The sequence below is a fragment of the Alteromonas aestuariivivens genome (genome assembly GCF_003367475.1).
GTDB lineage: Bacteria > Pseudomonadota > Gammaproteobacteria > Enterobacterales > Alteromonadaceae > Alteromonas > Alteromonas aestuariivivens.
This window is the reverse complement of record NZ_QRHA01000010.1, coordinates 90,195-102,730: the sequence shown is the minus strand read 5'-3', so window position 1 is coordinate 102,730 and position 12,536 is coordinate 90,195. Positions and strand designations below refer to the sequence as shown.

Annotated in this window: 12 protein-coding genes; 6 read left to right on the top strand and 6 right to left on the bottom strand. The window is 50.7% G+C overall.

All coding sequences use genetic code 11. The features are described 5' to 3' along the window. Position 1: 1 nt before the first annotated feature. Together DXV75_RS13925 and DXV75_RS13920 are read right to left on the bottom strand one after the other, a co-directional pair. Entirely contained in the window at positions 2-577 is a 576-nt protein-coding gene (locus tag DXV75_RS13925; protein ID WP_115594036.1) for a hypothetical protein, read from the bottom strand. A 19-nt stretch (positions 578-596) separates the two neighbouring features. Further along, positions 597-1,268 carry a class D sortase gene (locus tag DXV75_RS13920; RefSeq protein WP_115594035.1) on the bottom strand — a complete coding sequence of 224 codons (672 nt, stop codon included), beginning with the start codon at positions 1,266-1,268 and terminating at the stop codon, positions 597-599. Between the two features lie 231 nt (positions 1,269-1,499). On the opposite strand from DXV75_RS13920, the gene DXV75_RS13915 reads away from it, so the two are divergent. Further along, the gene (locus DXV75_RS13915; RefSeq protein WP_115594034.1) at positions 1,500-1,787 is read left to right on the top strand and encodes a hypothetical protein; all 288 of its coding nucleotides are present in this window, start codon (positions 1,500-1,502) and stop codon (positions 1,785-1,787) included. A 93-nt stretch (positions 1,788-1,880) separates the two neighbouring features. Here the strand turns inward: DXV75_RS13915 and ahpF are convergent, their stop codons facing one another. Continuing rightward, the gene (gene ahpF, locus DXV75_RS13910; RefSeq protein WP_115594033.1) at positions 1,881-3,467 is read right to left on the bottom strand and encodes an alkyl hydroperoxide reductase subunit F; all 1,587 of its coding nucleotides are present in this window, start codon (positions 3,465-3,467) and stop codon (positions 1,881-1,883) included. 92 nt (positions 3,468-3,559) lie between these two features. Then, a complete protein-coding gene (ahpC, locus tag DXV75_RS13905) occupies positions 3,560-4,117 on the bottom strand; it encodes an alkyl hydroperoxide reductase subunit C (RefSeq protein ID WP_425451714.1) in 558 nt (185 codons plus the stop codon). A 339-nt stretch (positions 4,118-4,456) separates the two neighbouring features. On the opposite strand from ahpC, the gene DXV75_RS13900 reads away from it, so the two are divergent. Next, complete coding sequence (locus DXV75_RS13900; RefSeq protein WP_115594031.1) at positions 4,457-5,785, top strand: DUF2252 family protein; 1,329 nt, start codon at positions 4,457-4,459, stop codon at positions 5,783-5,785. On the opposite strand, the gene DXV75_RS13895 is transcribed toward DXV75_RS13900, so the two are convergent. Beyond that, complete coding sequence (locus DXV75_RS13895; protein WP_115594030.1) at positions 5,775-7,454, bottom strand: response regulator; 1,680 nt, start codon at positions 7,452-7,454, stop codon at positions 5,775-5,777. The two genes, DXV75_RS13900 and DXV75_RS13895, sit on opposite strands and share 11 nt — an antisense overlap. Positions 7,455-7,746: 292 nt before the next feature. Beyond that, positions 7,747-8,679: a GGDEF domain-containing response regulator gene (locus DXV75_RS13890; protein ID WP_181898434.1), complete on the bottom strand. Its 933-nt coding sequence runs from the start codon at positions 8,677-8,679 to the stop codon at positions 7,747-7,749. A 435-nt stretch (positions 8,680-9,114) separates the two neighbouring features. Here DXV75_RS13890 and DXV75_RS13885 point away from each other — a divergent pair, with 435 nt between their 5' ends. Genes DXV75_RS13885 through napA form a run of 4 tightly spaced genes read left to right on the top strand, consistent with a single transcriptional unit; the run spans position 9,115 to position 12,536 of the window. Next, complete coding sequence (locus DXV75_RS13885) at positions 9,115-9,267, top strand: periplasmic nitrate reductase, NapE protein (RefSeq protein WP_115594028.1); 153 nt, start codon at positions 9,115-9,117, stop codon at positions 9,265-9,267. Between the two features lie 11 nt (positions 9,268-9,278). After that, entirely contained in the window at positions 9,279-9,779 is a 501-nt protein-coding gene (gene napF / locus DXV75_RS13880; protein WP_115594027.1) for a ferredoxin-type protein NapF, read from the top strand. After that, positions 9,772-10,038 (top strand): chaperone NapD, encoded by a 267-nt coding sequence (locus DXV75_RS13875; RefSeq protein WP_115594026.1) that lies wholly within the window; start codon positions 9,772-9,774, stop codon positions 10,036-10,038. Before napF ends, DXV75_RS13875 begins: the two co-directional genes overlap by 8 nt. Continuing rightward, positions 10,035-12,536 (top strand): periplasmic nitrate reductase subunit alpha, encoded by a 2,502-nt coding sequence (napA, locus tag DXV75_RS13870; RefSeq protein ID WP_115594025.1) that lies wholly within the window; start codon positions 10,035-10,037, stop codon positions 12,534-12,536. The genes DXV75_RS13875 and napA overlap by 4 nt, the downstream gene beginning before the upstream one ends.

Genomic DNA, 12,536 nt, shown 5'->3' with positions numbered 1-12,536 from the left:
ATTAGTGTCCGAGCGACTTTCTCCGCATCCACATCAGGCTCGCCAGCATAAGAGCAGCAAGCCCCAGATACAGGGTCAGATAACGATTGGAAGCGGTGGTAGGTAACTCTTCTTCCACTGCCACCATGGTGTACTCAACCACTTCTGCGACTTCTTCCTCTGCCTCATCCATATCTACATGCACGATTGCCCAGCGATCATTGGGAATATAAACAGTAATGTCCTGGTCCGGAGCCAAATCCGCCCAGTCAATTTTGTCACCGTCATAAGTGGTTACGCTGAAATTAGGACGCTGCCTGATCCGATGACGGGGGCCCAGTGAACCGTCACTCATCACCAGTCGAACAGAACGACGGTCCATGGAATCCTTGTACCCAATCCTGGCGTACACTTTGGTGTACAGCTTGCCATTGTGTGCTACCACACCCTGACAGGCATTAGCCAACTCCGGATAATTCTCAAGTACTTCCGAGTTATATTCTACATCTCCACAATCCACTTGAGCATTTGCGTTCCAGCTTAGCATGCTCAGCCATACCACCATTCCCATACTCAGTTTTTTAAACAAACCCTTCATTTCAGTCTCCTGACTTTGGTTAGTCGATCAGTTTGGCGCTGACTACAAAGCGCTCAGGTGCACTGCCAATAAAATAAAACGGGAAGCAGGTTATTAATGTTATGGTCTTGTCACCGCTATCACGCAACACATCGGTGTTTTGCGGTGTTACAACCTGTATGTCCGTTACAACAAAGTTCTCGGTGCGTTCCAGTGTTTGCAAAATAAGCTGATCACCCAGCTGAATGTCTTTCAAAGGTCTAAACCAGGAATCACGGTGACCCGCAATCCCAACGTTGCCTGTCTCCCGGGGATCTGCAGTGTATTCTACCCACGCAGCCCCGCGATCCAGGTTGTCGTCACTGGCACCGGCGTAAACCGGCACATCCAGCGACAAACTCGGTACGGAGATAACCGCTATCGGATCCTCTCCCTGTGGCAATTTGGCAAATTTGTCTTTCGCACTCTGCGACCACAAACTCTGGTCGGGAGCCGGAGTCTTAATGGCAGTAAGTGCAGAGGCCGGTATCGCCGACAGGCCCTGCACGAGAGACGGCTTAGAAAGCGCCGCTGAACTTTGCCGGAATTCAGACACGGCCACTCCTGCGGCACTGGCATTCAGTACCGACTTGTAGAAAAAGTGCCCCACCAGCATTAAGCCAAAAATCACCAGCAAAGCTTCACTGACCGCACTAAACTTTGGTCGTATCATCCGCAATTCGCCTCAGACTTTTAAGATCCCAACCGGTAATCACCTACTCTGCAAAGCAGAAATTACCTTGTTTACTGCCAGTTTGAACAACCAATTGAGTAACAGTGTAGGACAATAAATGCACTTTTGGACAGTTTGCTATCATGTAGATCAGTTCGTTTGTTTTTGTGCAATCGTAAAACAGTTGGTAGAGTATCAAGAACAACGTCAACACACTTCAAGGATTGGAAGATGACTAAGGTCACGAGAAGATTTGTGGTACTGTGCAGTATAATCCTGCTTAGCGGCTGCGCCAGCCACGATTTAATGCTGGCAGGATGCGATTTTGTTACTGGTACATACGAAAGTAAAATTCGATCACAGAATCGCCATTCCAGTAATTTGAACTATGATGACGACGGTAACGAAATTCACGTTGTAAACGGGCTGCTGGTAGTTGCCTCAGGCGCACTGACAAGGGCTATTGCGCAAAAGGATGACCATTATCTTAAGGCCAAAGAGTATCAGGGCTGTAACTGAGCGATACCCCAATCCCAAATAATCACCTTTGCCGGCTAAGCTTAACCCGTCCCCAGCGGAGCCGGGTTAAGCGATTTAAAATTTGTCAGTCCGTCAGGCAACTTCATCCATCGATTGCTCCTCCATCTGATGAGTAAGCAGATATTCAAATGCCGACAACGATGCCTTCGCCCCCTCGCCCATGGAGATCACAATCTGTTTATAAGGCACTGTGGTCACATCCCCCGCAGCAAAAATGCCGGGCTCAGAGGTAACGCATTTGTTGTCCACCACAATTTCGCCATATCGGGTCATCTCAACCACACCCTGCATAAACTGGCTGTTGGGTACCAGCCCGATCTGAACGAACACGCCGGCAAGCGGTAACGTAAGTGTCTCGCCGGTGGCTCGATCCTGGTACTCAATACCTACGACTTTGCCGTTTTCAGCCACAATCTGTTTGGTGGCGACGTTTTTGATGATAGTAATGTTGTCACGCTTCCGCGCCTGCTCAACCAGCACCTGGTCAGCTTTCAGTTCCGGCATAAATTCAAACACGGTGACCGATTTCACAATACCAGACAAATCCAGTGCTGCCTCAATGCCCGAGTTTCCGCCGCCAATCACTGCCACATCTTTGCCTTTGAAAAACGGGCCATCACAATGAGGGCAGTACGCCACGCCATTACCAATATTTTCTTTTTCACCCGGCACTCCCAGTTCACGCCAGCGCGCGCCGGTAGCCACAATAATGGAGCGGGTGGCTATTTCCTCACCGGAAGAAAGTGTCAGAGTTTTAATGTTGCCGGTTTCAATGCCCGCGACCCGCACATGCTCCTTGAGCGTGATGTCATAGTCCTGCATGTGCTGGTGCAGATTTCCCACCAACTCCGGGCCAGTGGTTTTGGGCACGGAAATCAGGTTTTCAATGCCCATGGTGTCTTTAACCTGACCGCCAAACCGGTCAGCCACGATAGTCACCTTCAGGCCTTTTCTGGCGCTGTAAATGGCGGCGCTTACCCCTGCTGGGCCACCTCCGATAACGGTCACGTCCTGTAATGGCAGAGTCTGGCCCTTATTGGCTTTCGCCAGCGATGGGTCGCGCTCCAGTAATTTGTCAATCAACGTTGCTGCGTTAACTTTACCATTGGCAAACAGTTCACCATTCAGGTAAACACTGGGCACGCCCTGGATGTCCCGTTCGTCGACCAGCGCCTGGAACAGACCACCGTCGATCATTTCCGCGCTGATATTCGGGTTCAGCAAGGAAAACTGATTGAGTGCCTGAACCACATCGGGGCAGTTGTGACAACTCAGGCTAATGAATACTTCAAAATGTAATTTCTCTTCTACACCCTGCACAAGCGACGCAATACTCTGATCTATTTTCAATTCAGTGCCCGATGCGTGTAACAATGCCAGCACCAGAGAGTTGAACTCATGCCCTCCAGGGATCCCGGAAAAACGGATCCCGGTATCTTCACCGTCGGCTTCGAGTAAGAAGCTGACCGGGCTTCGCAGCAGTCCTTGGGTATCGCGTTGTTCCAAACGGATTTTGTCATTCACACTGGCAATGTCAGACAGAAATGCCACAAGTTCATTGCGCTTGCTGTGTTCACCCGTTTGCAGCACAAAAGTTACTGCTTTTTGCATGGATGCGGTGTAGCCCTGTAACGCTTGCAAAATATCTTTAGTTAGCACGGTAATCCTGCCTTTTCATGTTCTGTGTTCAATGAATCGGACAGAGTGCGGGACACTACCCCGCACTCCGGTAACAGAATGGTCGGAGCGGGTTAGATTTTACCAACCAGATCCAGCGAAGGAGCCAGAGTCGCTTCACCTTCTTTCCATTTTGCCGGGCAAACTTCACCCGGGTGAGACGCAACGTACTGAGCCGCTTTAACCTTGCGAACGAGGTCATCTGCATCACGGCCAATACCCTCAGCGGTGATCTCCATTGCCTGGATAACACCTTCAGGGTCGACCACGAAAGTTGCGCGATCTGCCAGCCCCATGGTTTCACGCATGCAGTCAAAGTTACGGGTAATTTCACCGGTGGGGTCGCCAATCATGGCAAACTTGATTTTTCCGATGGTTTCAGACGAATCGTGCCACGCTTTGTGAGTAAAGTGAGTGTCTGTTGAAACCGAGAATACCTCGACGCCACGAGACTGCAGCTCTTCATATTTGTCGGCTATGTCGCCAAGCTCAGTCGGGCAAACGAACGTAAAGTCCGCTGGGTAGAATACAAATACTGCCCACTTGCCCTGAATATCTTCGCTGCTTACTTCTACAAACTCGCCGTTTTTGAACGCATTTGCTTTAAAAGGTTTTATTGCGGTGTTAATCAACGCCATGGTTTATCTCCCGTTGTAAGTTAGGTTGAACGGCAGGCTTCATCTCTGCCCCTCAGTTAAAATTCGGCGGCGAAAGCATTTTTGATAGTGAGCCCCGCCCGAAACGTGGGACAAGAATACCGACCCTGGTATGGGAAAACTAATTGGGAATGTTGAACCACCTAATCTCATTTTCTGATTAGATAAATAACCAGTAATCTAGTTTTGGAATCAACATGCGTTCATGCAGGCCATCAGCCTGTCGCATAAAACTGCTGATAGACAGGAAGGCGTGTGCGATAGGGTTTATGCTTAGCTGAGAACTCCTGCTCCGACACCAAGATGGGCTGGCCAATGACACGCGCAGAATTTTTGACTGAGGAAATCCGTCGAATTGACGGCACCATTCCGAACCCGATGAACAGCAAACACAGCAAAATGGCGACCAGCCCCTTTGTGTTTTTTCGAGGTACTGCACAATTGTTTTACGCAGATCTCCGGGCTCAGCGCATTAAGCTGCCAGAAGCCTTTAATCAAATGCCTCTCACCTGTGTTTTGGGTGATTGCCATACCTCCAATTTTGGCTTCATTACCGAGGAAGGTTCACACGGAGACACCGTGATTTTTGCGCCCAACGACTTTGATGACGCCTGTGTGGGAGTGGCAGGATGGGACATACTGCGCTTTTTAATTTCCCTTGCCTTGGTGGTTGAGCACTGTCAGGGGGCCAGAACCGGAAAGTATGACGCACCACAAGTCGATCCGGATAAACCGTCGGTAGAACCCGATCAGGTTGTGAATGCCATGCACAGTTTCCTGCAGAGTTACCTTGATACCTGTACTGAGCTGGTTGATTTTCCGGAAGCTATCTACCGCACGCTGAATCATTTTCCAGACAGCAGTGCATTGCACAAGTGCTATTCCAAAGCATGCCGACGAGCGGCTGGCGGCGAGGATTTCACCGCCAAAAGTGCACTGGCCAAAAGCATAGAATTCGGAGAGGACGGTCTGCGCTTCCGGCGTAAAGAACCAAAGTTCATCAAGCTGGCCCCCCACCTGTATCAGCAACTGTCCTGGAATTTTTCACCCTATATGGATGATGCTGTTATTGATGTAGTCGAACGCACAGACTCAGGCACAGGCTCGGTCAATATGGAACGTTTTTACTTTCTGGTTGGCCCTGCGCGGCCTCATACTGAAGCGTCGTTTGCACGGTGCCATATTGTTGAAGTCAAAGCTCAGCGGCTGGCGGCACCATTGCACTATTTCGATGAATTACATCCGGTAAACCGACTCAATCCGGCCCATCTCACCGCACGTTGCCAGAAACGCATGCAGCGCCGGCCTGACTTGCTGCTGGACGAAGTGGAATGGCAGAACAAACACTGGCTAATCCGCTCTCGCCATCACGCCAAAGTGGGGATCGGTCCGCAGGACATTGCGGCAGGCAGGAAGAACGTCAATGGCGGGTTCAATGAATACGCCCGCTGGTGTGGTCAGGCCCTGTGCCTGGCCCATTGCCGCGGGGACAGGCGCTCCACCCTGCTCGAACAGGCTATGGTCAGGCACCTGGCGAATGCCATACCGTCACTCATCGAAACGGCGCTTGACTATGCATTGCAGGTTCTTGAGGACCACTCCTGGCTGGTGGCCCGGCTCGAAGCAGGTAAATCTATGGGTTAACCTGCTTTTTCACGGCATCGTCATTGGTGGCATCAAGTTCAATTCCAAGCAGTTTGAGATATTCATCCCGTTTTTGTACCTGGGTTGCTGGCAGGTCTTCGTCCATCAATAGCATTGCTGCCTGTTGGGCGATAGTTTGCTGTTCGTGCCCCAACGCGCCCTGCCTGCGTATTTGCACCAGTACCTTCAGAAGGTTCAATGCCACCGGCTTGTTTTTCGGAGCGAGAGTCAGTGCCTGACGCAAATTGTTGTAGGCAGGCACATAACGGCCTTCCTTGAAATTTACCGTCGCCATCTGCTTGAGTTCGTTCGTTGTAAAACTGATCTCACGCCGCTCAATGGATTCCTGTTTTAGATATTCATCCACCACCTGGCTGGAAAAAGTATCTCCGGCAATCTGTTTACGCAGTTTTTCCAGAATGGACAGGCAATGCTCTTTCATCCCCAACTCATGAAACGCTTTCATTTTGTCGAGATTGTCTTCCATGGTGAAACCATCTGTGGAAGGCGGTTTGCTCTTCATAATGGATTCGGCGGATTTCTTGTCATTGCGCAGGCAATAAATCCTGGCTTTCAGCACTTCAACCTGGTCGGCCAGCTGATTGCCGATGCCTTTGCGGTTGACCAAGCCGTCAATTTCACTCTCGGCCCGGCGGGTAATACGCTCAGCTTCAGCCCCATTAAGACTGGTTGCCAGGTCAAGCATCGACCTGATCACATTCAACGTCAGTTCAGGAGAGTCGTGGATGGAGTTCTTGGCATACTTGGCCATGTTCTGAACTGCACTAAGCTGGCCGCTTTTGTCATGATTCAGTCGCGCCAAATCCCATAAGCGTTTGTTCCGCTCAATATTTCGCGGAGCCAGACGACTGGCCTCCTTCATTTGCGCGTAAGCAGACTCAAAATCTTCTTTTTCAATAAAAAACTGCGCCAGCAAATCGTAGGTCAGGAAACGGGTATCACGCCGGGTAAGCAACTCATCTATCAGCGCATCGGCTTCTTCCTGCTTGTGTTGCTTTAGAAGCGCCTTTGCCCGCCCAATATGCACCCAGGCATGATCGTAATTGTTCAATAGCCGGCTGTAGTATTTTTCCGCGGTTTCATAGTCACGCAGATGCATAAGGCATTCACCGATAATACGGCGTAAGCGCACGTGATATTCTGCCACCGATTTCTCTTTCAGCTTACGTTCGGCATAGTAAATGGCTGCGGAATAGTCACCGACATGCAGACAATGCAATAGCTTATTCAATTTGCGACGAATATCGATTAGGTAGTTGAGCCGCCCTTCAATTCGCTTGCGGTCAAGTGGCTTGACCCAGAAATCGTCCGGTTGCAGCTCCACAATGCAATTGACCAGTTCAGCACTGGTTTCAGCACTGAGAAAAATGACGGTGGTTTTATCGGTAATATAGCGATTGTGTTTTAGCTCTTCATAGAGATGGAAACCATCTTTGTCATGGCTGACATTGAACGCCAGAAGAACAAAATCAAACTGCAGGGTTTCACACAGTCGAAGTGCATGATAGGCGTTAAGCGCGCTGGCGATCCGCTTAATACCAATTTCCGCGAGCGCGGTTTTAATCACATCGTGAACCAACCCCTGATTGTCAATGATCAGGAAGTTCAGATCTTCTTTAGGAGTTGGGGCAGGGATTTTGTCCGACATTCATTACCACTTTACTGCTCGAATACCTGATGCAGGCACAACGCTTAATCCATTAATCCCCATCGCAAAGGCGGTGCCGCTTTACCATTGACGACTCAGGGTATACAACGCCCAACAGTGCTGGGCGAAAGAAGCTCCCTTCAAAACACTGGCAACGATTATTTTAGCTATGCTAAGTGTGAATAGCCTGAAGTGAATGCTCAAACCGATGGTAGCACCACAACAATACCAAATGCCAGTTTTATGTCCCTGACGGTGTTGAATCCGTTCAGAATGAGTCAGAACGAAGCAATCAGTGCTCAGAAACCACGAACTGCCAGGCCATTTTGTTCATCCCCTTAGCTCTTGCATCCTGCAAAGCGGCTCCAGCAGCCCTAAGCATCAACCCGGCGTCCAGTGCGCCAGGCTGATGGCGCTGATAATCCACTACAGCAGCCCCAACACTGACCGTAAGAAACCCATTCTTGCCTTTCTGGTTTGATTCAATTTTCTTAATCGCAAATTCATCCTGAATGGCACTGGCCAGCTTCCTTGCGCCTTCAACGGAAGTGCCGGGCAAAAGGACGGCAAATTCCTCAGTGTCTATCCGGCAAACTAAATCGGTGCATCTGCCCGCCTCAGCACCGAGAATTCTTGCCAGCGTCATTAGCCGCTGTTCACCCATCCCGTATCCATAATGGTCGTTGTATGCATCGAAATCATCAATATCCAGCGTCAACAGGCACAAAGCCGTATGACTGCGGTTACAGCGCTCTACCTCCATATGCAGGGTTTGCTCAAATTGTTGCCGGTTGGCCACTCCAGTCAGCGGGTCGTGAGTAGATTGTGATTCCAGCTGCCGCGACTGGCGGTAGGCCCTTGCATGCGCATTTACCCTGGCTTTCAGTAACAGTGGTGAAGTAGGCCAACTGATAAAATCGGCAGCACCCAGCTCAAAACCTCTTGCCTGGGTGGCTTCGTCAGGGTCACAACTCACCATCAGCACAGGAATGCTGTGAGTGCGGCGGTCGCCCTTTAAGCGGTGACACATAACAAAACCGTCGCTGTCAGCAAAACGGTCGGTAAGAAGAATAACGTCTGGAGAGTTAGCCTGGGCCAGTTTCATCCCCACATCTGCCGATTTCGCCACCTGAACCTGGTGATCTGAGGGCAACATCTTGAGATATCGGTGAATCCGCAACGTATCGTCATCAATAATTAAAATTTTTACCGGCAAATAACGCATTCTTTGTCCTTTGTTAGCGTAACACTGGTGACCATTCCCTGGCACGAATGCAAATTCCGGCTGACAACCCTCTAAGCGGCATGCAATTCGTTCACTTGTTCTGCCACTTGAAAAAGCAACGACTGCGGCTCCCATGCTACCAAAACTTACTCAAAGGCGCTAACCATAAGGCCAATGTCAAAGCGCTCTATTTGGCGATTTAATATACAATTTTAGCATTTCAAGATCTCATATTATTAGTTTTAGATATATGCACTGTTTTTAGGCCAAACTACTGAGTACAAGGTTTTCAAACGCTTATCAAAAATCCAAATCCAAAAGGGATAAAACAACTCCGAACATTCTGATTAGGACTGCAATCATCGCGCGGTGATGCCGTTGCCGGAGGATTACGGTGTTCTATATTTAAGTTTCCTCTAGGTTGGAGACGACACCATGTCCGATGAGTTACGGTACGAACGTCACGCTTTTGTGTTTATCACCGTTATTTTGTTTCCACTTTTGGCGGTAATGCTGGTGGGTGGACTCGGTTTTGTTATCTGGATTAGCCAGATGATATTTGGCCCGCCGGTTTACACCGCAGGGTAGACACACATCCGATGGCAACCAATTTTCAACGTCGTTCATTTTTAACCCTGGGCCGCACACGCAACGTGAACACTGCGCCGCGTCTGCCTTGGCTCAGGGCCCCAGAAACCTTTACCGACCAATGTACCCAATGCCAGGCGTGCGCAGAACATTGCCCACAGAATATCATTGTTCGCGGTGATGGCGGCTTTCCGGGCGTGAATTTCAGCATTGGCGAATGCACCTTCTGTTACGAGTGTGCCTCCCACTGCCCTGAGGGACTGTTCAACGAGCGATCCGAATCGCCGTGGTCGCTCAACCTGGAAATAAGCCAAGCCTGCCTGGCTGAACAGCGCATTGTGTGTCAATCGTGCCGTGACGCCTGCGAACCCAATGCAATTCGATTTCCGCTAACTAGCGGGGTTCCGCGTCCTGAGGTAGACACCAGCACCTGTACAGGTTGTGGTGCCTGTATTTCAGATTGCCCGGCCGATGCCATTTCACTAACAACCGGGGAGGCTGTCTATGAGTGAATACCATGTTGCCAGCCTGATAGTCCGATGCCGTCCCGAGCAGCTTTACACAGCCACCCGCGAGCTTGGCGTGATCCCGGGCGCAGAAGTTCATGCCACGGACATCTCTGGCAAAATCATTGTCACCGCTGAAGGCACCAGCCAACAAACCATTGCGCACATCTCAGAACAGATGCGCATTGTAACCGGTGTGGTGGATGTTGCCGCTGTCTACCACGAATACGCCCCCGATTCCTCTAGCCCGAGTCCTTTGCCATGAGTTTAGACAGACGTCAATTTATGAAAGCCAGCGCAGTTACCGCCGCTGCATCTGCCGCCGGAATGAGCCTGCCAGGGCAGGCGACCAACCTCTACACAGACAGCGCCGATACACAGTTAAACTGGAATAAAGCACCCTGCCGGTTTTGCGGCACCGGCTGCAGTATCAATGTTGCTACCCGCGACAATATGGTGGTTGCCACTCACGGCGACTTCAAATCCCCGGTGAACCGGGGGCTGAACTGTGTAAAGGGTTACTTTCTTTCCAAAATTATGTACGGCGAAGATCGCCTCACCCAGCCATTGCTCAGAATGTCCAACGGCCAGTTCGATAAAAACGGGGAATTTACGCCAGTAAGCTGGGACACTGCCTTTGATGTCATGGCCGACAAATTCAAACAGGCACTCAAAAACAAAGGCCCTACCTCAGTGGGCATGTTCGGCTCCGGCCAATGGACAGTTATGGAGGGCTACGCTGCGGTTAAGCTGATGAAAGCCGGCTTTCGTTCCAATAACATTGACCCCAACGCCCGTCATTGCATGGCATCCGCAGTTGCGGGTTTTATGCGCACTTTTGGCATCGACGAGCCAATGGGGTGTTACGACGACATGGAAGCTGCCGATGCCTTTGTGCTTTGGGGTTCAAACATGGCAGAGATGCACCCCATTCTCTGGACCCGCATCACCGACCGGCGGCTGAGTGCCAGCCACGTGAAGGTAGCGGTGCTTTCGACCTTTGAGCACCGGTCCTTCGATCTGGCCGACATACCGATTGTATTTACTCCACATACCGACCTGGCAATTCTTAACTTTATTGCCAATTACATCATTCAGAACGACAAGGTCAATCAGGACTTTGTCAGCAAGCACACCCGCTTTGTTCGGGGCAACACTGACATTGGTTATGGCTTAAGGGATGATGATCCTCTGGAGCAGGCCGCCAAAAACAATGCTGATGCCGGTGGTTTTGAAGATATCGATTTTGCTGAGTTTGCCAGGTTTGTCAGCACCTATACGGTTGAATACGCTTCGGAATTATCCGGCGTTCCGCAGGAACGGCTGATTCAGCTGGCTGAGCTCTACGCCGACCCAAATACCAAAGTGATGTCGCTGTGGACTATGGGCTTTAATCAACACACCCGGGGGGTGTGGTGCAACAACATGGTCTACAACATTCACCTTCTGACCGGAAAAATTGCCGAGCCCGGCAACAGTCCTTTTTCGTTGACCGGCCAGCCTTCAGCCTGTGGTACAGCCCGTGAAGTCGGCACCTTTTCACACAGATTACCCGCCGATATGGTGGTAGCCAACCCCAAACACCGCCAGATTGCCGAGGAAATATGGAAACTGCCGGAAGGCACCATCGAAGCCAAGCCGGGGTTTCATGCCGTTATGCAAAACCGCATGCTGAAAGACGGTGTGCTCAACGCCTATTGGGTTCAGTGCAACAATAATATGCAGGCCGCAGCGAATATGAACCAGGAGGGGTTACCCGGATACCGCAACCCCAAAAATTTCATCGTTGTCAGTGATGCCTACCCTACAGTGACGGCACAGGCAGCCGATCTGATCCTGCCTGCCGCAATGTGGGTGGAGAAAGAAGGAGCGTACGGTAACGCAGAACGGCGGACCCAAACCTGGTATCAGCAGGTTACACCACCGGGAGAAGCCAAATCCGACTGCTGGCAAATCATGGAATTCTCCAAACGTTTCACCATGGAAGAAGTGTGGCCGGACGAACTTTTACAAAAAGCGCCTCAGTACCGCGGTAAAACACTTTATCAGGTGCTGTTTGAAAATGGTCAGGTCAATCAGTTTGGGCTGGATCAGATCAACCAGAGCCTTCCCAATGATGACGCCAAACATTTCGGCTTTTACATTCAGAAAGGGTTATTCGAGGAATACGCCACCTTTGGACGGGGTCACGGCCATGACCTAGCCCCGTACGAAAATTACCACAGTGCCCGCGGGCTTCGCTGGCCGGTGGTAAATGGTCAGGAAACCCTCTGGCGTTATAAAGTAGGCTCCGACCCCTATGCCAAGTCCGAATCAGGGGAAGGATGGGATTTTTACGGCAAACCCGACGGCCGTGCACTGATATTCGCGCTGCCTTACGAGCCGCCTGCCGAGTCACCGGACGAGACCTATGATATGTGGCTGGTAACGGGGCGAGTGCTGGAGCACTGGCACTCAGGCTCAATGACACAACGGGTCCCCGAACTGTATAAAGCCATGCCTGATGCATTGGTATACATGCACCCCGACGACGCGAAAAACCGTGGTTTACGCCGCGGAGATGAAGTGTCCATCCAGTCACGCCGCGGTGCAATGCGGACTCGGGTCGAAACACGGGGGCGAAACAGGATGCCTGTTGGAGTTGTATTTGTTCCCTGGTTCGACGCCAGTCGACTGATTAACAAGGTTACTTTGGATGCAACCGATCCCATCTCCAAGCAGACGGACTTCAAAAAATGTGCGGTTAAAATTGAAAAGGTATGA

Excerpts from the sequence above, each read along its gene's own strand:
- napA (WP_115594025.1), top strand. The coding sequence starts at position 10,035 with ATGAGTTTAGACAGACGTCAATTTATGAAAGCCAGCGCAGTTACCGCC.
- DXV75_RS13915 (WP_115594034.1), top strand. The coding sequence starts at position 1,500 with ATGACTAAGGTCACGAGAAGATTTGTGGTACTGTGCAGTATAATCCTG.
- napF (WP_115594027.1), top strand. The coding sequence starts at position 9,279 with ATGGCAACCAATTTTCAACGTCGTTCATTTTTAACCCTGGGCCGCACA.
- DXV75_RS13890 (WP_181898434.1), bottom strand. The coding sequence starts at position 8,679 with ATGCGTTATTTGCCGGTAAAAATTTTAATTATTGATGACGATACGTTG.
- DXV75_RS13925 (WP_115594036.1), bottom strand. The coding sequence starts at position 577 with ATGAAGGGTTTGTTTAAAAAACTGAGTATGGGAATGGTGGTATGGCTG.
- DXV75_RS13900 (WP_115594031.1), top strand. The coding sequence starts at position 4,457 with ATGACACGCGCAGAATTTTTGACTGAGGAAATCCGTCGAATTGACGGC.
- DXV75_RS13895 (WP_115594030.1), bottom strand. The coding sequence starts at position 7,454 with ATGTCGGACAAAATCCCTGCCCCAACTCCTAAAGAAGATCTGAACTTC.
- DXV75_RS13875 (WP_115594026.1), top strand. The coding sequence starts at position 9,772 with ATGAGTGAATACCATGTTGCCAGCCTGATAGTCCGATGCCGTCCCGAG.
- DXV75_RS13885 (WP_115594028.1), top strand. The coding sequence starts at position 9,115 with ATGTCCGATGAGTTACGGTACGAACGTCACGCTTTTGTGTTTATCACC.
- DXV75_RS13920 (WP_115594035.1), bottom strand. The coding sequence starts at position 1,268 with ATGATACGACCAAAGTTTAGTGCGGTCAGTGAAGCTTTGCTGGTGATT.